General features: G+C 31.4%; 23 protein-coding genes. 11 read left to right on the top strand and 12 right to left on the bottom strand.

Annotation, left to right across the window (positions count from 1 at the left end; all coding sequences use genetic code 11):
• Positions 1-25: 25 nt before the first annotated feature.
• Positions 26-835 (bottom strand): patatin-like phospholipase family protein, encoded by an 810-nt coding sequence (locus ABD730_RS03805; protein ID WP_344712681.1) that lies wholly within the window; start codon positions 833-835, stop codon positions 26-28.
• A 117-nt stretch (positions 836-952) separates the two neighbouring features.
• Between ABD730_RS03805 and ABD730_RS03800 the strand changes: the two genes are divergently transcribed.
• From ABD730_RS03800 to ABD730_RS03790, 3 genes are read left to right on the top strand one after another with little or no spacing between them, the layout of a single operon-like run.
• Positions 953-1,735 carry an MlaE family ABC transporter permease gene (locus ABD730_RS03800; protein ID WP_215924974.1) on the top strand — a complete coding sequence of 261 codons (783 nt, stop codon included), beginning with the start codon at positions 953-955 and terminating at the stop codon, positions 1,733-1,735.
• Positions 1,732-2,493 carry an ABC transporter ATP-binding protein gene (locus ABD730_RS03795; RefSeq protein WP_344712679.1) on the top strand — a complete coding sequence of 254 codons (762 nt, stop codon included), beginning with the start codon at positions 1,732-1,734 and terminating at the stop codon, positions 2,491-2,493. Before ABD730_RS03800 ends, ABD730_RS03795 begins: the two co-directional genes overlap by 4 nt.
• A gap of 38 nt (positions 2,494-2,531) precedes the next feature.
• The gene (locus tag ABD730_RS03790) at positions 2,532-3,521 is read left to right on the top strand and encodes an MlaD family protein (RefSeq protein ID WP_334469410.1); all 990 of its coding nucleotides are present in this window, start codon (positions 2,532-2,534) and stop codon (positions 3,519-3,521) included.
• Between the two features lie 77 nt (positions 3,522-3,598).
• Here the strand turns inward: ABD730_RS03790 and ABD730_RS03785 are convergent, their stop codons facing one another.
• The 10 genes from ABD730_RS03785 to ABD730_RS03740 all read right to left on the bottom strand — a co-directional run bounded on the left by ABD730_RS03785 (position 3,599) and on the right by ABD730_RS03740 (position 12,687).
• Complete coding sequence (locus ABD730_RS03785; protein ID WP_334469412.1) at positions 3,599-4,483, bottom strand: RsiV family protein; 885 nt, start codon at positions 4,481-4,483, stop codon at positions 3,599-3,601.
• 212 nt (positions 4,484-4,695) lie between these two features.
• The gene (locus ABD730_RS03780; RefSeq protein ID WP_344712674.1) at positions 4,696-6,663 is read right to left on the bottom strand and encodes a heavy metal translocating P-type ATPase; all 1,968 of its coding nucleotides are present in this window, start codon (positions 6,661-6,663) and stop codon (positions 4,696-4,698) included.
• 118 nt (positions 6,664-6,781) lie between these two features.
• Positions 6,782-7,705 (bottom strand): mechanosensitive ion channel family protein, encoded by a 924-nt coding sequence (locus tag ABD730_RS03775; RefSeq protein ID WP_115812817.1) that lies wholly within the window; start codon positions 7,703-7,705, stop codon positions 6,782-6,784.
• 9 nt (positions 7,706-7,714) lie between these two features.
• Positions 7,715-8,011 carry a chaperone modulator CbpM gene (locus tag ABD730_RS03770; protein ID WP_344712666.1) on the bottom strand — a complete coding sequence of 99 codons (297 nt, stop codon included), beginning with the start codon at positions 8,009-8,011 and terminating at the stop codon, positions 7,715-7,717.
• Between the two features lies 1 nt (position 8,012).
• A complete protein-coding gene (locus tag ABD730_RS03765) occupies positions 8,013-8,897 on the bottom strand; it encodes a DnaJ C-terminal domain-containing protein (protein WP_215924967.1) in 885 nt (294 codons plus the stop codon).
• Complete coding sequence (locus ABD730_RS03760; protein WP_215924966.1) at positions 8,897-9,109, bottom strand: hypothetical protein; 213 nt, start codon at positions 9,107-9,109, stop codon at positions 8,897-8,899. Before ABD730_RS03760 ends, ABD730_RS03765 begins: the two co-directional genes overlap by 1 nt.
• An 82-nt stretch (positions 9,110-9,191) precedes the next feature.
• Positions 9,192-9,866, bottom strand: coding sequence for an ABC transporter ATP-binding protein (locus ABD730_RS03755; RefSeq protein WP_334469424.1), 675 nt, complete (start codon positions 9,864-9,866; stop codon positions 9,192-9,194).
• A 1-nt stretch (position 9,867) separates the two neighbouring features.
• A complete protein-coding gene (locus tag ABD730_RS03750) occupies positions 9,868-11,130 on the bottom strand; it encodes an ABC transporter permease (RefSeq protein ID WP_344712663.1) in 1,263 nt (420 codons plus the stop codon).
• The gene (locus tag ABD730_RS03745) at positions 11,127-12,236 is read right to left on the bottom strand and encodes an efflux RND transporter periplasmic adaptor subunit (RefSeq protein ID WP_344712661.1); all 1,110 of its coding nucleotides are present in this window, start codon (positions 12,234-12,236) and stop codon (positions 11,127-11,129) included. The genes ABD730_RS03750 and ABD730_RS03745 overlap by 4 nt, the downstream gene beginning before the upstream one ends.
• A 40-nt stretch (positions 12,237-12,276) precedes the next feature.
• On the bottom strand, positions 12,277-12,687 hold the full coding sequence (locus ABD730_RS03740; protein ID WP_344712659.1) for a hypothetical protein: 411 nt from the start codon (positions 12,685-12,687) through the stop codon (positions 12,277-12,279).
• A gap of 106 nt (positions 12,688-12,793) precedes the next feature.
• Between ABD730_RS03740 and ABD730_RS03735 the strand changes: the two genes are divergently transcribed.
• The 8 genes from ABD730_RS03735 to ABD730_RS03700 all read left to right on the top strand — a co-directional run bounded on the left by ABD730_RS03735 (position 12,794) and on the right by ABD730_RS03700 (position 20,281).
• Complete coding sequence (locus ABD730_RS03735) at positions 12,794-14,299, top strand: sensor histidine kinase (RefSeq protein ID WP_334469432.1); 1,506 nt, start codon at positions 12,794-12,796, stop codon at positions 14,297-14,299.
• Positions 14,296-15,348: a response regulator gene (locus tag ABD730_RS03730; protein ID WP_334469434.1), complete on the top strand. Its 1,053-nt coding sequence runs from the start codon at positions 14,296-14,298 to the stop codon at positions 15,346-15,348. The genes ABD730_RS03735 and ABD730_RS03730 overlap by 4 nt, the downstream gene beginning before the upstream one ends.
• An 89-nt stretch (positions 15,349-15,437) precedes the next feature.
• Entirely contained in the window at positions 15,438-16,277 is an 840-nt protein-coding gene (locus ABD730_RS03725) for a universal stress protein (RefSeq protein ID WP_344712656.1), read from the top strand.
• A 12-nt stretch (positions 16,278-16,289) separates the two neighbouring features.
• The gene (locus ABD730_RS03720) at positions 16,290-16,676 is read left to right on the top strand and encodes a hypothetical protein (RefSeq protein WP_334469438.1); all 387 of its coding nucleotides are present in this window, start codon (positions 16,290-16,292) and stop codon (positions 16,674-16,676) included.
• 312 nt (positions 16,677-16,988) lie between these two features.
• Positions 16,989-17,828: an ATP cone domain-containing protein gene (locus ABD730_RS03715; RefSeq protein WP_215924957.1), complete on the top strand. Its 840-nt coding sequence runs from the start codon at positions 16,989-16,991 to the stop codon at positions 17,826-17,828.
• 12 nt (positions 17,829-17,840) lie between these two features.
• Positions 17,841-19,214 carry an MBL fold metallo-hydrolase RNA specificity domain-containing protein gene (locus ABD730_RS03710; protein ID WP_344712651.1) on the top strand — a complete coding sequence of 458 codons (1,374 nt, stop codon included), beginning with the start codon at positions 17,841-17,843 and terminating at the stop codon, positions 19,212-19,214.
• 98 nt (positions 19,215-19,312) lie between these two features.
• The gene (locus ABD730_RS03705) at positions 19,313-19,765 is read left to right on the top strand and encodes an Hsp20/alpha crystallin family protein (RefSeq protein WP_215924955.1); all 453 of its coding nucleotides are present in this window, start codon (positions 19,313-19,315) and stop codon (positions 19,763-19,765) included.
• A gap of 66 nt (positions 19,766-19,831) precedes the next feature.
• Positions 19,832-20,281 (top strand): hypothetical protein, encoded by a 450-nt coding sequence (locus ABD730_RS03700; protein WP_334469444.1) that lies wholly within the window; start codon positions 19,832-19,834, stop codon positions 20,279-20,281.
• 189 nt (positions 20,282-20,470) lie between these two features.
• Here the strand turns inward: ABD730_RS03700 and ABD730_RS03695 are convergent, their stop codons facing one another.
• On the bottom strand, positions 20,471-21,286 hold the full coding sequence (locus ABD730_RS03695) for a DUF4249 family protein (RefSeq protein ID WP_334469446.1): 816 nt from the start codon (positions 21,284-21,286) through the stop codon (positions 20,471-20,473).
• Position 21,287: the final 1 nt, after the last annotated feature.

The raw sequence follows: 21,287 nt of genomic DNA, 5'->3' as shown, positions 1-21,287 counted from the left end.
TTTTTACAAAAATCAGAATCTTTTTTTAATCATCACACACAACTTTTAGCAATGACCCATTGTTAACAAGCTTTAATTTAAACGATGTATTACTTTTTAGTGCTTCAATAGTTGTGTTATAGCCAATATTAAATATATCGTTTAGGTACTTTTTGTCAAAAGTACCATACTTGCTAAGTACTTTAGGTGATATTACTAAGTCGCAATATTTAAATTTTTTATAATCTTCTTTAACTGATTTTAATTTAAAGGCACGTTCTACAACATTGTGAGAGTGTTTTAAATCTTCAATAGTAACAGTATCATAGTCATTAACGTAGCTGCCAATAATTATATCGCATTTTGATTGTAATGCACTAATAGGAAAATTATTAAGTACACCTCCGTCTATATAAAAAGAATTACCAATTTTTACAGGTGCAAAAACACCAGGAAAAGCTGCCGATGCTAAAACGGGCTTAATGAGTTCTCCTTCACTAAATGTTTTAAGATTGCCTTTTAAAATATCTGTAGCAGTAATGGTCAGAGGTTTTTTAAGGGCATTAAAATTATCGTCTTTTAAAAGACTATTAAATTGAGGATAAAATTTTTCAGCATCTATAAAACCGGGTTTGCCAAGGGCATATTTTTTAATATCCAACAACTGAAAGGTTTTAAAGAATTTTAAAATGATTTTCCAATCATATCCATAAGCATATAAGGCTCCAACAATGGCACCTATACTTGCACCAGAAATATGGGTTGGAAAGATGCCGTGTTCCTCTAAAGCCTTAATAACACCAATATGTGCAGCTCCTCTCATACCACCTCCTGATAATACTAAGCCAATATTCATAATCTATGGTGTATTGATTGTTAAAGTTAAGAGGAATACCTTGTTTATAAAATGATTTATATCATTTCGTAAAATCCACTATTACAATACATTTGGTTATATACTATTAAATAAAAAATGTCTGGTATTTCTAAAATTAAAGATCGATTGCAGGTGTTCTTAATTGAGCTAGGTGATATATCGTATTTTACGGGACGTTTTTTTAAAGAAGTATTTAAGCGACCTTTTGAAATAAAAGAGTTGTTACGGCAATGTTATAACATGGGCAATCGTTCATTGCTATTAGTTGGTATAACTTGTTTTATTATTGGTTTGGTATTGGATTTACAGACGCGTCCTACATTAATGGAATTTGGCGCTGTATCTTGGATGCCATCTATGGTTAGTATTTCTATAGTTAGAGAAATTGGGCCAATTATAACCGCTTTAGTTTGTGCAGGTAGAATAGGCTCTAGTATTGGTGCAGAATTGGGGTCTATGCGTGTTACAGAACAGATAGATGCTATGGAGGTTTCGGGGACAAACCCGTTTAAATACCTTGTTGTTACGCGAGTATTGGCGGTTACTTTGATGCTTCCATTATTAGTAATCATTGGAGATGCTATTGCGCTGTTTGGTTCTTTTTTAGTTGAAAACCTTAAAGGCAACGTGTCGTTTACACTTTATTTTAATCAAGTTTTTGATTCTATTGAATTTGGAGACATTATTCCTGCTACAATTAAATCTTTCTTTTTTGGTTTAGCCATCGGAATTGTGGGATGCTATAAAGGCTATTATTGCGCCAAAGGTACTGAAGGTGTTGGTAAAGCGGCCAATTCTGCAGTTGTGGTCAGTTCATTATTGTTATTTGTCATTGATTTTATTGCCGTTTTTGTAACAGATATTTTTTATGATTTATGAAAGGAGATAGAAATATATCACATCCAGACATTGTGCTTCAAATTAAGGACCTATACAAAAGCTTTGGAGATAACCATGTGCTAAATGGCTTTAATATGAAACTTTATAAAGGTGAAAACTTAGTCATTATGGGAAAGTCTGGTTCAGGAAAATCTGTAATGATAAAATGTTTGGTGGGTTTAATGCAAGCCGATAGTGGTTTAATTTCAGTTATGGGTAAAGATATTACGACGTTAACTCAAGAGGCTTTAGATATTTTAAGAGCTGATATTGGATTTTTGTTTCAAGGTAGTGCGCTGTATGATTCTATGACTGTTCGTGAAAATTTAGAATTTCCTCTAAGACGTCATTCTAAAAAAAAGCACAAAGATTCAAATACCGAAGCACTTGTTTTGGAAGCTTTAACCAACGTTGGTTTAGCTCATGCTATAGATTTAATGCCTTCGGAATTATCTGGTGGTATGAAACGTCGTGTGGCTTTAGCGAGAACTTTAATTCTTCAACCCAAAATCATTCTTTATGATGAACCTACTAGTGGATTAGATCCTATTACTGCAAAAGAAATTATCATTCTTATGCAAGACGTTCAGAAAAAATATAACACCTCGTCACTTATTATAACGCATGATGTAGATTGTGCTCGCGTTATTTCAGATCGTATGTTGTTGCTTATTGATGGTATTGATTATGCTGTTGGTACATATACAGCTTTATCAACGTCTGTAGACCCAAAAATTAAAGCTTTTTTTAAACATTAATATGCCTTTCATTTAAAGGAAGACACAAATTATATACAATGAAAAAAACAAACTCACAAAAACTACGATTGGGATCTTTTGTCCTCATAGGTACCATCCTTTTTATAGCAGGTGTGTATTTAATTGGGCAACGTCAAGATATGTTTAAAAAGACCTTTACATTGAGTTCTTATTTTCAGAATGTCAACGGTCTTCAAAAAGGAAATAATGTACGCTATTCTGGTATTGATATTGGGACGGTAAAAAATATTGTAATGATTAATGATTCTACAATAAAAGTAGAAATGTCTATCGAGGAAAAGATTCTTTCGCACATTAAAAAAAATGCGATTGCTACTATTGGATCAGACGGATTAGTTGGGAATATGATTGTGAATATCGTTCCAGGAAAAGGAGCGTCAGAAATTATAGAAAATGAAGACATTATAGTATCTTACAGTAGAATTGGAACGGATGATATTTTAAATACTCTTAACACAAGCTCTGAAAATGCAGCTATACTGACTTCAGATTTATTGAAAATTACAAACAGAATTACAACAGGAAAAGGCACCATAGGTGTGCTTATCAATGATACCGTTATGGCACAAGATTTAAAACAATCTATTCATAATTTAAAAATAGCAAGTCGTGGTGCTTCTCATACTATTGCAGAGTTAAATAGTATTGTTTCTTCGGTAAAAACAGAAGATAATACCATTTTAGGAATGTTGTTGAATGATTCTATTTCAGCTGGAAAATTGAAAACAGTTGTAACTAATCTTGAGATATCAAGTGCAGAAATTGAGACGCTGTTAAACAATGCCAATGCCGTTGTAAGTGATTTTAATTCTAGTAATGGAGCTTATAATTATATGGTAAAGGATACCTCGTTGGTTAATAGCTTAAAATCTACGCTTAAAAATATAAACGAAGGCACTGATAAATTCAATCAAAATATGGAAGCCTTAAAACACAACTTTTTAACTCGTGGTTATTTTAGAAAATTAGAACGACAAGAGAAAAAAGAAGTTAAAACGAAAGAATGATTGTATGTTATAATAGCTATAATTGTTTTGGCTTCCAAATACCGTTTTTAGTAGAGCGTAATTCTATAACGTATAAATTAAAAGACTAACGGATTAGATTCGTATTTTTTTAAAACCGATAGCAAATCTGTTAAAGGAAGTTCTATGGAATACGTACCAGTATAGGATGGGCATATGACACAATCATCAAAATAAAATTCTATATATGTATCATTGAGTACAAAGTTGTTTTTACTCGTAAAAAAATCATCCGAAGAAACTTCCCAACAGTCGTAATACATTTCTCCTTTACCAATTTGACTGTTTATACTTTCATTTATAATACTTACTAATTCTTCTTCTGACCCTTGATTAAAAAAGTCTTCATAAGTCATAAAAGTCCCTCTGTTTAAGTCAAAATTAAAACAATCAAAAGAAAAGCTAGGATGCATTGCTCCGTTATAAAAATTCTCTTTGTAAAACAATACGCTTACAAGTTGGTCATTTACATTATAAATTTTGTAATCTATAAAGCGTTCTTCCCTAAAAGTTTTTGCTGTAATACTATCGCATAATAATTTATTCTCTAAGATATCCGATTCTGTTTGGGTGATATTAATGTAATAATCATTAATAAATTCATTGAAATTACTGTTCGTGGGTTTATAAGATTCGTTGAGCAATGGGTATTTAAAATTGATGGTGTAATCTTTTTTATCGACGAGATATTTTTTATCAATAATCAATTCTTCTAGCTCTTCACTTTCGTCTTTTTTTTCAATGAATTGTTTTTGCTTTAATTCAATAGTAATAGATTTATTTAAAGATTCAATATCTAAGTCCTTTATTTTTATAGTATCCTTCACTATTGGATTTGTATCTTCTATAAGATTATGATCAATGTTGCTTTCTTCTCGCTTTTCATTTTTACAAGTTAAAAAGATTAGAAATAATAATACTATATATAAATATTTTACATTCATGGTTTTACAAATTGGTTGCGTTTTAATTTACCTGTAATCTCATCTGTTTTTATTTAGAAACCAACAGGGAAATTTATCTGGATTTTTGTGTTGAAGCTAATTTATTCAGAATGTTTGCTTTAGACTATGATATTGGTCAGTTCTACTAAAAATCAAATGAGTTAATCTCTTTCTTTGTTTAAAGGTCAATTGTAATTTTAATAAAACAGCAATTAATTCACTTTGTAGCGAAGCAGTCGTAAAGCATTTAAAACCACTACAATGGTTGAGCCTTCATGAAAAGCAACAGCTACACCTATATTTGTTAACCCTAAAATGGTTACTGGAACCAGCAGCATTACAACACCAAGACTTATAAAAATGTTCTGTTTTATAATACGTTTAGACGCTCTACTCAAACCAATAACAAAAGGTAAATTTTCAATTTTATCTGACATTAAAGCGACATCGGCTGTTTCTAAAGCAACATCACTTCCTGCGGCTCCCATGGCAATACTAACGGTGCTCAATGCCATTGCAGGAGCGTCATTAACACCATCTCCAACCATGGCTATTTTTTTGTCGCGTTTGATTAATTGTTTTATAGCTGAAACTTTATCTTCTGGTAGTAAGTTCCCTTTGGCTTCCGTAAGTCCAATTTGTTTGGCAATGGCATCTCCAACATTTTGATGGTCACCTGTGAGCATAATCATGTGTTTAATGCCAATTTCTTTTAAACGTAATAGAGTAGAGGTAGCCGTTTTTCGAGGTAAATCCATAACACTAATTAGTCCAACAATTTCATTATTAAAAGCCACTAGCATTGCGGTGTGTCCATTTTGTAAAAGTTGATCCATTTTAGAGTGGATAGAATCATTCACTTTTATGTCTGAGTCTTCCATCAGTTTTACATTTCCGATGAATGCTTTTTTGCTCTCATAATTTGCTTGAATACCTTTTCCTTGAATGGCGTTAATATTTGAGGCTTTATTATCGAAATCAATAGTGTATTTTAGCTTTAAATCATTTGCTATGGCTTTTGCTAGTGGATGATTACTTAAACTTTCGATTTCAAACACCAGCTTAGCCAAGGTCTTTTCATCAATATTCTTTAACGGAATTAGATTTGTAAGTTTAGGTTTTCCTTCTGTGAGTGTACCAGTTTTATCAAAAGCTATTGTTGTGATTTCTCCTAAATCTTCTAAGGCTTTTCCACCTTTAATAAGTACTCCTTTTTGTGCTGCTCTTGCAATACCACTTAAAACAGCACTTGGTGTAGAAATTGCCAAGGCGCAAGGGCTAGCAGCAACTAATACTGTTATAGCTCTATATAAACTAGTATCAAAACTTTCGTCTATAACCAAGAATGCAAAACACAATAGAAATACAACGATAATAACAATGGGTACATACCATTTTTCGAATTTTTTGGTGAGCCTCTGGGTTGGTGATTTTTGAGCTTCCACTTCGCTTACCATTTTTACCAATCGTGATACTGTGGAGTCTTTTGTTAGTTTGAGTACTAAAATCTCAATGCTGCTATCTCCATTAATGGTGCCTGCAAAGACGACATGAGTTTTGTCAATATCTTTAAACTCTGGTAAATTTGTAGTGTTTTTAATAAAGGTTTTGTCTACAGGTATGCTTTCTCCTGTTATTGGTGCCTGATTAATGCTTGTACTACCATTTATAATAACACCATCAGCAGCAATTTTAGTATTAGGTTTTACTACAATAACATCATTAATTTTTAAAGCTTCTATTGCTATTTCTTTAAGTTGCCCGTTTTTTTTAACCAGTGCTGTTTTGGGAGAAAGATGGCCTAAAGCTTCAATTGATTTTTTAGCTTTATTCATGGCGTAATGCTCTAAAGCGTGGCCCAAGCTAAATAGAAACAAAAGCAAGGCGCCTTCTGCCCAACTACCAATATAGGCCGCACCAACAGCTGCAGCAATCATTAAAAAATCAATATCAAATTCGCCTTTAGGAATTTTTTTAGATGCTTCAATAGAGATAAAGAAACCTCCAAAAAAGTAGGAAATTATGTAGCTTAATAAAGACATCCAATCTGCTAAACCTGTTAATTTTTCAATTAAAAAACCTATGCTTAGAAAAATTCCACACAAAAAGGCAAAATAGAGCTCTGTCTTTTTACCTAAAATTTGATGATGAGAGTGTGCTTCTTGTTCTTTATTTGCCATTGAGAATGAAATGATCTTAATTCAAAATTATTAAAAGTACTAATTTATATTGTGCGCCTATGTAAAGATTAAACTGTTAGAAGTGTATTAGCCTATAAATCGAAATGACCGTTATATGCTATTGTGTCTTTTTAGCTTCTTCTGATTGTACCTTTTGTTCAGGAATTTTAATAAGTTCTATGGTCGTTGATGCTAATACTACCTTGCCGTTGGTTGTTTCAAAAGCTTTACGAATATTATCGTGAAGAAGGTGTCTTGTCAATCGTCTTTTTTTGTAATCTACAATATATCTTAAATTAAACTCTACCCAATTATCAGTAAGTCTAATAGCGAGTGTTGGTCCAACTTCGGCATCTTCAATATAATATTTATTTACTACCGCTTCCCATTGGGATTTAGATGCTTTAGTGTATTCTGAAAGGGTTTCTGAAGCAATTTTCAACACAATAGTTTTGGCAAGTTCCATATCAGAACCATAACGAATTGGTAAGTTGAATTGATCCCAGATAAAAGGAAAATCTTGCGAATAGTTATAGATTGGTCCTTTAAAAACGAAGGCATTACTCAGTTTTACAATTCGTCCACTATAATTGTCACTTTCTACCCATTGGCCTATCTCCATCATGGTGGTATAAATGCTATCTACATCAATAACATCTCCTTTAATACCATTGATTTCAATTCGATCTCCCGGTTTATAAACTTTTACTAAAAAGATATAAATAGAACCCGCTATACTTAAAATTAATTCTTGTAATGTAAATGCCAAACCCGCTGTAAATAAGCCTATGATGATTGTAAAATCTTTTATAGATCCAGAAAAATAAGTAATGGCTAAAAAGATTAACAACACATAGCCTAAAATTTCTATGCCTTTTTGGGATTTATAGCGAATTGCAGTATTAGAAATGCGCTTTTTTAAATAACGTCTTATCAGCTGAATGGCCAATAAAATAACTATTAAAATGGCAATGAACCTAATCACATTCCAACTAAATGGATTGGCGTTTAACCATTCTTTTATGTATTCTATAGACGTCATAGTAGAGGATTAAAAACCTTCATAAACGCTCAATTTGTTTTTTAAAACACGTACTTCTTCTTGTAGTTGTTCTACTTGTTTTAGTAAATTATAAATGGCATCAATCCCTTCAAAATTAATGTCTAAATCATAATGCATTCGCATCATTTTTTCAATAGCATTAAGCTGATTTGTCTGTAAATAATCTTGATTGTTGGTAATAGTGATTTCTATTAATTCGTATTCTTGTAAAGCATTAATAAACTTTATAGGCACATTGTAATGCGTGCAAAACTGTTGTATTGATATAAGTTGTGTTGTGTCCATATTATCGCAATTTTGAGAGTTCTGTAAAAAGTTCTTTTTCTTTTGCTGAAAGATTTTCAGGTAACTTTAAGTTGTAAGTAACATACAAATCTCCATATTGACCTTCTTTTTTGTATTTAGGAAACCCTTTGCCTTTTAACTTTACTTTAGTGCCGTTTTGGGTTTCTGGTTTTACCTTAAGTTTTACTTTACCATCAAAGGTATTCACCATAATTTCGCCACCTAAAAGGGCTTTGTATAAGTCTAAATCTACAGCAATGTATAGGTTGTTTCCATCCCTTCTAAATGGGGAATTATTAACCACTGAAAACTCAATATACAAATCGCCATTTGGACCACCATTCATTCCTTTTCCGCCATGTCCTTTTATTTTAATGACTTGTCCATTTTCTACACCAGCAGGAATGGTAATTCGTATGTTTTTGTTATTTACGGTTAATGTGCGTTTGTGTGTGGTGTAAACATCTTTTAGGTCTAGTTGTAGTTGCGCATTAAAATCTTGACCTCTAAATTTTACTTGTCTTCCACCGCTTCCAGAAGCTCTACCACCAAACATGTTACCAAAAAAATCTGAGAAATCTTCTTCAGAATAACCTCCTTGAGTGCTTTGTGAGCTTCGTTGATACTGCTCTTGCTGTTTTGCTTTTTCGTATTCTTCAGCATGTTGCCAATGTTCTCCATATTCATCGTATTTTTTACGATTCTCAGCATTGCTTAATACTTCGTTAGCTTCGTTAATCTCCTTAAATTTTTGCTCAGCGTCCTTATCATTTGGATTGAGGTCTGGATGGTATTTACGTGCCAACTTACGATAAGCTTTTTTAATATCGTTTTCTGTGGCACTCTTTGAAATACCAAGTATTTTATAATAATCTATAAATGCCATTACTGTTTATTATGAGTTTTACTGTATTGTTTTAATATTTGTTTTAAACTTTCGAGATAATCTTCCATAATCTTTATAGTCATATCGGGATGAATTTTGGTAGGAATAGTCATCGGATTTTCATCTAACGTAGCATATAATTCAGGGTAATTCACTTCTATGCTTGTTGTTAAAGTGATGATTTGGTTTTCTATGTCTTGAATTGTTTTCATAGCATTTGATTAAAACTTGATTATAAAGTTAGTTACAAATACGCTTATTACAAATGATTTATATCATAAATAAGAGGTGAAGCTAAGGGAGTATTTTTCCATCTCCCATTTGAATAATTCTATCGGTTTTATTTGCAAAATCTTCATCATGAGTTACTATTAAAAGAGATAAACCTTGCTCAACACTCAATTGTTTAAAAATATTAAACACATTTTCGGCATTATGACTGTCTAAGTTTCCTGTAGGTTCATCTCCCATAATTATAGAAGGATCGTTTATAAGTGCACGTGCAATAGCTACACGTTGTTTTTCGCCACCAGAAACGCGAGAAGCTTTTTTATGAGCTAAATGCTCAATATTTAAGATTTTAAGCTTTTGCATGGCATTGTGCTCAATTTCTTGAAGCGATTTTTCTGCTAATTTCTTGGCTGGCAACATTACGTTTTCTAATACTGAAAATTCTGAAAGTAAATAATGAAACTGAAAGACAAAACCAATATGCTTGTTACGTAAATAGGATAAATGCGTACTATCTTGACCTGTTATAAGTTTGTTTTTGAGATACAGTTCGCCTTCATAATCGGTATCCATGGTAGATAAAATGTAAAGTAATGTCGATTTTCCACAGCCCGATTTCCCCATGATGGATGCAAATTCCCCTTTTTTAATTTGAAAACTAATATCCTTTAACACGTGAAACTTCACAGGTTTTTTAAAATATTTATTGATATGTTTAGCTTCTAAAACAATACTCATATTACTGTCCTCTTATAATTTTTACTGGATCTATTTTTTTGGCTTTCTTAGATGGCAAATAGCCAGCAAGAAAAGTGGAAACCATTGCAAACGAAAACCCAATGATAAAGTACAACGGATCTTTATTTATAGGATATGTTTCTACCGTTGGTAAGGCTTCAGTTTTAAAGGGAATTGTATCGATAAGACTCGTTAATCCAAAACCAATAATTAAACCCAAAACACCTCCAACAAAACCAATGATCATGGCTTGACTCATAAATATAAATTGAACATCCTTCCCTGAAAACCCTATAGCTTTAAGAATAGCAATGTCATTCATCTTTTCATAAATAAGCATATTTAAAATGTTGTAGATACCAAATCCAGCAACGATTAAAAGCGTTATAGATACCGCGTATGTAATTAAATTTCTAATCGTGGTTCCGGTTTCAAACTGTGCATTTGCCGTTTTTATATCAATAGCTTTAAGCTGAAATTGTTGTTCTATTTTTTTTGCTAATGGTATCGCTGTTTCTATGTCATTTAGTTTTACATTAATGTCTGTGATATAGTTATTAGCTTCTCCTAAAATGCGTTGTACTGTTTTAATAGAAGTAAAACTTTGAATAGCATCTAAATCGGCAACACCACTTTGATAAAATCCTACAATCTTTAAATGGAATATGCCTCCGTTTATTGGACTTACCTGAATACGATCACCCACTTTTAAGGCCATTTTTTTTGCAATGCCAATACCCAATAAAATCCCATTATCAGTGTTTTGCAAGGCTTCAGCAGAACCTTCTACAATATAATCACCTATATTAAAATACTTGGCTTCTTCTATTGGGTTAATGCCTGTGAGATTTCCACTAAGTTCAATCGAGCCTGCGATATAGAAAATTTGTGCTTTTACCTGTGGAAGCGCACCTAACACCTTATCATCGTTTTCTAAATAATTGATAATAGGTAAGGCGTTATGTATTTTTTTCTGACTTAATTTGGGTTTGATGGAATGAACAACGTTAAAACTATTTTTAAAATCATCATATAATGAAATGGGTTGGTTTTCGGTTGGTTCAATTTCGTTGTAAATATGAATATGTGGTGTTTGATTTAGGATTAAATCGTCTAACATGGTATTTAAACCTGTCATAAAACAGACTAAAGTAATATAAGAGCCAATACCAAAAGTAACACCTAATGCAGCAATAGATGTTTGTTTCAGTTTTGTGAGCAAATGCGTTTTTGCAATACTTAATATAATACTCCAATTGGTCATTCTGTTGGTTTGTAGATATAGGTGTCTTTAGTGAGGCCTGAAAGTATTTCTATAGCATCCATATTTTGCACACCTGTTTTTACAGTTACGATACCTTCGTCTGTTTTTACTTTGTTATGATCTATTAAATAAGCTTTAGGAATGGTTAATACGTTTTCTTTTTTAGCAATGATAATATTAGCTTCACCAGAAAGACCAGGATACAAAACTTCTGGCGGATTTATAAATATAGCTTCAACCGTAAAAGTTTGATTTCGTTCATCTTTTTTGGGGTAAATTTTAGAAATTTGAGCTTTAAAAACGGTATTTGCATAAGCTTCTAAAACAAGTAATACGTCTTGAGATTTGTTTATTCTAACAATATCTACTTCATCTACCAACAGATTAATTACAAAACGATTAGCACTTCCAATTGCAGCTAATGGTTCCATGCTTGTTACAATTTCACCAGGTTCTTTTAGTAGCGCGTAAACTTTGCCGTTTATTTTACTGGTAACCATAAAGTCATTTGTAGCAATGGCTGCTGTATTAAAGTTGTTTTGAGCTTGGTTTACTGCTGTTTGTAGTTCGTTTTTAGTTCTGTCGTATTTGTTTTTTAGAAGCTTTAGTTGATTTGCAGCTAGTTCATAACTAAGCTTTTTAGTGTCGTATTGCAGCTTAGAACCTATATGCTGTTCCCATAGCTTTTTTTGTCTAAAATAATTCACAGAATCATTTTTAAATTTAAGCTTAGCTGCCTCAATTTCATCGTTTATACTACTCAAAATAGCGGCACTACCATTGTAGTTTTCTTTGGCGAGTTCTAAGGCAAACCTCGCATTTTCACTATTTAGTTTAGGTGTACTATTTATGATTTGAAATAAGGGAGAACCTTTAGTTACTACGTCTCCTTCTTTTACTAAAACGTCATCTAAAATTCCAGAAACCACAGCGTACACATTATAGAGACTATCTGGTTGAATTGTAGCGGAAGCATAAACAGATTCGGACAATGATTGTTCGGCAGGTAAGGTTTTATCTTGTTTTTCTGAACAAGATAACGAGAGTAATAGAACACTGATAAAAAAATATACTTTCATGTCTAATAGGCTAGTATAGCTTGTCATGTGCTATGTTCATTTTATTGGTCGCAGTAATGGCGCCGTTTTAAGGTATTTTTAATTCTATATCTAGTTTTGCTAACAGTGCTAATTCTGACTTGTTTATGCCAGAAAAGGCATAAGCAATAGTAGATGCTGTTTTTAACGTTAAACGTCTAATGTCTGGAGTAAAAAGATGATTTTGGCCCTTTTTGTAAGCGATAAAGTCTTTGAAACAAGCTTCTGCGTTGAGTTCTTCTTTTTCATTTAACCAGTCAAAAACAATTTCTATTTGGTAAGCGGCATCTGTACCAAAAGTATCTTCAAGCTCATCAATATCTAACCATTGTGTTTTTACAAGGTTCTTTAATTTATCAAATTCTATAGGTCTTACATTGCCATCTGATGCTGCAATGGCATAAAACAGTTTACCGAGGTTTTGATAAAATGCTAATGTCATTTTCTTTTTAGTTGCCATGTTTTAAGGTTTTTAGAATAAATCAAATTTAGAGCTAGTATTCGTTTTAAAGAATGATATAAATCAGTTATCTTTAGATGCTTTATCAACCTAATATTTGAAGTATATGTTTCAACAAGATCAAGATATATCTAGAGTGCTTTTAGACGCTGTTTCCGAGGGGGTTATAGTGGTTGATGAACATCAAAATATAGTTGAAACTAATGATTCTGCAAACCAAATGTTTGGTTATGCTAAAGGGGAACTCATAAAACAGCCCTTAAACGTTTTAATCCCTCAAAATTATCATGCTGGTCATGGAGCTCATTTTAATGGTTTTATGAAGCATAAAGAGCGCAGGCAAATGGGGCATGGACGCGATCTTTTTGGCGCTCGAAAAGATGGAAGTGTTTTTCCTGTAGAAGCAGGACTAAACCCGTTTACCATATACGGAAAAGACTATGTTATGGCTTTGGTGATAGATATTAGTGAGCGTAAGTACATGGAGCAAGAACGAAACCATTTGGCAAGTATTTTCCAGGAATCACTAAATGAAATTTATGTATTTAGCACTCAAGACTTAAAATTTATAAACGTTAATTATGGGGCACAGAAAAACATTGGTTATAGTTTAGACGAACTAACCAATATGACACCTCTTGATATAAAACCAAAATTTAAAGAATCGGAATTTAGAGAAAAATTAGATTTACTTAATAATACCAAAGTCGAAAAGATTGAATTTGAAACGGTTCATAAACGAAAGTCAGGAAGTACATACCCTGTAAATGTACATTTGCAGCGTTCAAAATTAGGAGATAAAGATGTGTTTTTGGCTATTATTTTGGATATAACTGAACAAAAAAATTATACTAAAAATTTAGAAAAAACAGTTGCCGTACGTACAGAAGAACTTAAAATGGCTTTAGCTGCAGAAAAAGAATTAAATGAATTAAAAACAAAATTTTTATCCATGGTATCACATGAATTTAAAACACCTTTAAGTGGTATTTTAACTTCTACGATGTTATTGAAAAAATATAAATTAACTGAGCAGCAAGAAAAACGAGAAAAACACATTAATACTATTACAGATAAAGTTCAATATCTCAATACCATTTTAAACGATTTTCTTTCTGTAGAAAAACTAGAAAAAGGTAAAGTTAATTATAAATTTACCACGTTTAAATTGAGTAAAGTCTTAAACGAGGTCATTTATAATGCCAATATGTTATTAAAAGATGGTCAGAAAATTAACTATCCAGAGAATATAGATGATATTTCTTTATATCAGGATGAAAAAATTTTAGAACTATCTCTATCTAATTTAATTTATAACGCTATTAAGTATTCCTCTGAAAATACTATTATTGATATTAATATTTCTCAAAATGAAACGACTACCATTTTTAAAGTAACGGATAATGGTATTGGTATTCCTGAGAAAGATCAAAAAAACATATTCAATCGCTACTTTAGAGCAGAAAATGCATTACTCATGCAAGGCACAGGTATTGGATTAAATATTGTAAAAGACCATTTAGAAAACTTAAATGGTAGTATCGCATTTGAAAGCGAAGAACACAAAGGCTCAACGTTTACCATAAAACTTCCCAATAAAGCGCAAGAATGAAAACAGTATTATTAATAGAAGACGATACCGTATTAAGAGAAAATACAGCAGAATTATTAGAGCTTTCTAACTATGAGGTAATTACAGCTGCCAACGGGCAAATAGGCCTAGAAGTCGCAAGAAATCAAACCCCAGATATTATAATATGTGATATAATGATGCCTATTCTCGATGGATATGGTGTATTAGAAGGCCTATCAAAACATGATAACACCAAGTTTATACCATTTATATTTTTATCTGCTAAGACCGAACGTGGTGATGTAAGAAAAGGCATGAATTTAGGTGCCGATGATTATATTACAAAACCTTTTTCTGAAGATGAAATTTTAAGTGCTATAGAGAGTAGGATTGCTAAAGCTGCTATATTGAAGGATGAACGAGAATCTGCTAATAACACTAGTGATACCAATGAAGATGAATTAAGAACCTTAAATGATTTAAAAAACTTCTTTGATGATAATGGGAAGATTTTTAACTACAGCAAAAATGATATCATTTACAAAGAAGGACATAATTCTAATTATATTTATTTAGTGACTAAAGGTATTGTAAGGTGTTATAAATTTGATGAAAAAGGAAAGGAGCTTACTACAGCACTTTATAAAGAAGACGATCTTTTTGGTTATACGTCATTCACAGATAATATTCCTTATAGAGAAACAGCAATAGCTTTGAAAGATGTAGAAATGGTAGGTGTTTCTAAAGCCCAGTTAAAAGAAGTATTGGATAAAAACCACAAGCTAACTTTAGAAGTTATTCAGTTATTAACCGATGACATTACAGGTGTTAAAGACCAATTATTACAAATGGCTTACAGTTCTGTACAAAGAAAAACGGCTTTAACCATCTTAAGGTTTGCAGAAAAGATAAATTCAAAACCAGAAGATCCTATTAAAATTTCCCGTAACGATTTGGCAAGTGTTGCCGGTATTGCCACAGAGACCTTGATAAGAACCATGTCTCATTTTAAAAAGCAAGGACTCATAGAAATGGAAGGTAGAAACATAAAGGTTTTAGACCTTCAGAAATTGCAAGACATCCACTAATCTTTTTTCGTGTTTATCTAACATGACCAATATCATATTATAAAAGTGTACATCGCTTTAAATTTGTTTACACTAAGAAATTTAAAGTGATGAATATTTTATTACCAACGGATTTTTCTGAAAACGCACGCAATGCCATTTCGTATGCTATAGATTTTTTTAAATCTTCGGAATGTAATTTTTACCTGCTTCATGTTAACAGAATAGAGGCTATAGTTGCTGGCGAAGACAGTTACATGCCAACAGCAGAAGTTGTAGAAGAAATATATACTAAGCCTTCAAGAGATAAATTAAGACAACTACTCAAAGAAATAAGCGAAAATCACGATGAAAATCCAAAACACCGTTTTTACACGCTTATAGATAATTATTTCTTTTTAGAATCGATAAGAAAACATGTCGAAGAAAAGAAAATAGATATGATTGTTATGGGTACAAAAGGCGCATCAGGACTTAAGGAATATATCATAGGAAGTAACACCGGAGATGTTATTACTAAAGTAAAATGCACCACCTTAGTTGTTCCAGAATACGCCAAATATAAAGCGTTAAAGGAAATTGCATTTTCGTCAGATTTTAACCTCTCGTACGATATTAATATACTACAACCTTTAACAGATATTTTAAAAAATTTAGAGAGTAATCTAAGAGTTATACATATTCAAGGTAAAGCAGCATCATTAAACCCAGAACAACTCAATAATAAAGAATTACTTAATGATTATTTTGAAGAATTTAATCCAAGTTTCCATTTTCTTACTAATAAAAAAGTCGAAGATGCTATACAGTGCTTTGTAGAAAGTAGAGCAGTAGATATGATTGTTATGGTAGCTAAGAATCTAAATTATTTTCAAAATATTCTATTTCATACTAGAGTTGAAAAAATAACATATCATACAGATATACCGTTTTTGGTATTGCACGAATAAATCACTTTAATTATGGACAGTTCAGTTTTTTTAGCAAAATTTTGGGGATGGTATCTTATCATTTTCTTTTTAATATTAAGTCTTAACCCTAAGCGTATTAAACAAATATTTAATGATTTAAAAGATGAAAAATTTCTAATCATTTTTTCTTTTATGGCAATTATCATTGGGTTACTAAATGTAATATTTCATAACATTTGGGAGCCGAATTACACCTTAATTATTACACTCATTGGTTGGACCTCTTTGTTTTTAGGATTAGCTTTATTTATGTTTCCTAAGAAAACAGTTAAATGGCTGGTAATCATAAATGTTAAAATGGTTCAAGTAATTTATACGTTATTGTTTTTAATTGGTATTTTTTTACTGAATGAGGTCTATGGAATTGTACTTGTATAAGTTTAAAAATTAGAAAGAGAAACCTATTCTTTTTATTTGATGTTTATACATATTTAAAAATGATTTTTGCTATTAATCAGAAAGACATCTAGCTATTTTAGTTAGATGTTTTTTTATATAAATCTATCTGATATATATCATAGTTTATAGATTGTTAACACTTTAACTTTATAAATGAAATCTAAACACAGTTATTTTAACCAATTTTTATGAGCTTTAAAATTTAATCTCTAGCGAAGTATATAATTGTTTGTGGCTAGGAAGTAAAGCGGTTAAAACAAATTTTGTTTAGACAGTTTTTAAAACATCAATATGAATATTTCAGACATAGATATTATCAAATCCTCAGGTGAAAAAGTAAAATTTTCATTAGAAAAATTACGAGCATCATTAAAGCGATCTGGTGCAGAAGAACATATTGTTAATCAGGTATTGGATAAAGTTCGTGATGAACTCTATCAAGGCATTTCAACCAAAGAGATATACAACAGAGCATTTGCCTTACTTAAAAAAAACAAAAGCTATTTCGCTTCAAAATATAAACTAAAGAAGGCGATTTACGAATTAGGGCCAACAGGTTTTCCTTTTGAGCGCTTTGTAAGTGCTATTTTAAAATATTCTGGCTATAAGACCGAAATTGGTAAAATTTTACAAGGTAAATGTGTGTCACATGAGGTCGATGTGATAGCGCGAAAAAATTCTGAAGTCACCATTATTGAGTGTAAATTTCATGGTGATCAAGGTCTTAATTGTAACGTTAAAATTCCTTTATATATCAATTCAAGATACCGAGATATTAAAGATAATTGGCAAAAGCTAAGGAAAAAGGAAGACCCGCTTACACAAGGTTGGGTCGTTACAAATACGAGGTTTACAAAAGATGCACTAGAATATGGTAATTGTTGTGGATTGTATTTATTGAGTTGGGATTACCCTCTAAATGATGGTTTAAAAGACCGAATTGACCGTTTAGGCTTATATCCAATAACCGTATCCACATTGCTTTCGCAACGCGAAAAGCAGTTTCTTTTAAGTCGGTCTGTTGTACTCTGTAGAGAATTAATAAACGATAAGTTTTATTTAGATCATCTTGGTGTTTCTGAAACGCGAAAAAAGAAAATTCTAGATGAAATTTCACATTTATGTGGCTAATCAAATATTAAAATGGAAAAATTTGTAAAAATCAATTTTTTAGGTGCAGCAGGAGTTGTAACGGGTTCAAAATTTTTAATTGAAACTTCAGAAAAAAATATCCTTATAGATTGTGGTATGTTTCAAGGTTTAAAAGCGCTACGAGAACTTAATTGGGAAGATCTTCCTATAGATGTAAGTTCTATTGATGTAGTGCTGTTAACTCATGGACACTTAGACCATGTTGGCTATCTTCCACGTTTGTTAAAACAAGGTTTTAAAGGAAAGATTAAAGGTACAGCACCAACTTTGGCAATTGCAGAAATTATATTAAAAGATAGTGCTAAAATACACGAGGAAGAAGCGAATAAAGCAAATAAGGAAAAATATACTAAACATAACCCTGCCTTGCCTTTTTATACTATTAAGGATGCCGAAAATACCATAAAACAATTTGAGGTAGAACTTGAAGATAAATGGGTGCAATTATCAGAACATATCGCTTTCCGTTTTCAGTATAATGGACATATTATTGGAGCAACGTTTATAGAATTAGATATTAACAAAAAGCGATTTGTGTTTTCTGGAGATATAGGAAGAAAAAATGATTATTTATTAAGCGATCCTAAAAAACCAGAATGGGCAGATGTGTTGTTTATTGAAAGTACTTATGGTAACAAACTACATCCTGTAGAAAATATTGAAGATGTACTAACCGAAATCATTTTAGAAACAATTCATAAAAAAGGGAATCTTATAATACCAAGTTTTGCCGTAGAACGCTTACAAACATTAATGTTTATTCTGTGGAAATTATATCAAAAAAACAGAATTCCTAACATTCCAATTTTTGTAGATAGTCCTATGGGAAATAATGTGTTAGATGTTTTTAAACGTTTTCCTAAATGGCATAAACTATCTTCTGAAGATTATACTGCCATGTGTAATCATGTTAATATTATTCAATCATACAAAGAAACTTGGGAAACCATTGACGATAAACGCTCTAAAATCATAATTGCAGGAAGTGGTATGGTTACAGGCGGACGCGTTTTAACCTATTTACAACAACTTATAGATGAGCCATCAACAACAGTTTTATTAGTTGGCTACCAGGCCGAAGGAACTCGAGGTAGACAACTACAAGAAGGAGCCCACGAAATTCGGTTTTTTGGAAAATACTATCCTGTAAAAGCTACGATAAAAAATATTGAAAGCTTATCGGCTCATGCAGATCAGAAAGATTTATTGGACTGGGTTAGTGATATTAAAAATGTACCAGAACATGTATATCTAATTCATGGAGAGCCAGCATCATTGGACGCTTTTAGAGTGAAATTAAAAGCTGTATACAATTGGAATGCCACCATTCCTAAACTTACCGATGTAAGTAAAGTGTTGGTTTAAAAGTTAATGACTAAAACTGACATTTGTCATTTTATAAGCGCTTTATTATAAGTAATTTAGAGTTGTAAAATTTAAGTTTAATAATAAAATTTATAATTATGTCACTCATTAAATTTAACAACCGAAACAGATTATTCCCATCTTGGAATAATGAAGGCTTAAAAAATTTTTTAAGCAATGATGATTTCTTCAATAACGATTTTTTTGATGAAGATGGATTAATGCCAGCAATGAATGTTAAAGAACACGACAATGATTTTGAAATTGAATTTGCAGCACCAGGCTTTACTAAAAAAGACTTTGAAGTCACCATAGATGATAATGTACTGAATGTATGTGGTGAGAAAAAGGAAGAAAAAGAAGAGAAAAAAGAAGATTATACTCGTAAAGAGTTTAACTACAACTCTTTTAAGAGATCTTTAAGCTTACCTAAAACCGTAAATACAGATCAGGATGTAAAAGCAACGTACAAAAATGGTATCCTAAAACTTAATCTTTTAAAGAAAGAAGAAGCAAAAGGGCAAGCCAAAAAAGTTATTGAAGTCTTATAACAACAGAAAAAAACAAAACGTGGTTTAAAATCACGTTTTGTTTCGTTGTTTAAAAAAAAAATCAAAATGAACACTACACAAACACATTTGCGTTACGTAGAATGGCTTAATGCAGAAGAAATGCATAAAGCTTCAAAAGAATGGTTATCAGAATTAAACTTTATAAAAGATGAACATCTCTTTTTTGAAGATTTAGTAACTCAATTTACATCTCAGTTAATTGCCTTAGGTAATTTTTCTAGCAGTAAAGAAATTATTGATGCCATTAACCGATCTCAAAAGCAAAACAACACGCTTATAGAGGCTGTTAGAATTCATGAAAATAAGTTACAAATAATGGTAGATGGAATTGATGAGTTAGAAGAGGAAAAGGCTTATATTAAAGAACATCGTGATTTAATTATTGCTATTTCAGAATTCTTGAATGAATATAAGTCGCTTAAGACACAGCTATTTAATATTATTAAAATTATTAAGAAAGAAGATAAGTCTAGACACCTGCTAGATAGAAAATAAGATATGATAAAACATTTTGTCTTAAGAATAAAGCATAACGAAGGTTATGTTTTTTTTATTTTTTAATGTGTAGATAATAAGCTTTAATCAACAAAAAACAGAAACCACAACATGTTTAAGCAGTTGTGGTTCTCTTTAATGATAGGGTGTAAACTTTTGTGTTCAATCTTATAGAGCAGATAATTTGAACTATTCTACAATATAAATCAACTCTTCTACTTCAGATAATCTAAAGTAACCAAAAGGATAATTGTCTGCATTAGTTGTATTTATACAATTACCTCTAACGGTTGCGGGTTGTGTTTCAAATGGGCCTCCGCCTTGGTCACTTCCTTGTTGTAAAAGAATAACCATAAACTCATAATACTGTTCAGAAATCCCAAAATGACGCATTATCACTTCATCACCAGACTCTAAATCTTCTTCAGTATAATAGGCAAAAATTTGATTACCATCAATAAATTCGTCATCTAACACGTCTAATGTTGGAATAACTGGTATATCACTTGTATATTCAAAGAAGTAGTAATTATCAATATTGGCAGGATCTGTAAAATAAGTTTTTATCTCAATATCTTCGCCTGAAAAACCTCCGTCGTTAATTTGCTCTACATAATCTATTGGAACTACAGATTTCAAGGTTTCTGTTGCTGTATAAACTTCTCCATTATAAGTAATAGTTAAATAATAGTCTTCATCTATAACAGGAATAAAATTAGTGTTTTTATAAATTCCGGTATTGCCTTCTTCAATAAAATTAAAGGTATTATTGTTATTATCTGTTATTTGAATTGTAGCTCCATTGGCAGGAGGAACGGATTCATCAAAAAATGGTGCAGAAAGTGATAGTTTTATGCTTTGTTCGTTGCCTGGTGTATTCTTTAACCAATTAATTGAAGCTTCAATAACTAATCTTGGTTCCGCTTCATTAAGATTAACATCAATAACATCTTCGCAACTAAAGTACAAAGAGAAAATAAAGAGTATATATATTGTTTTTTTCATG

This window comes from Winogradskyella damuponensis (assembly GCF_039538385.1).
Classification (GTDB): Bacteria; Bacteroidota; Bacteroidia; order Flavobacteriales; family Flavobacteriaceae; genus Winogradskyella; species Winogradskyella damuponensis.
Note: the sequence above shows the minus strand (reverse complement) of the source record. Positions and strands in the feature narration are given on the sequence as shown.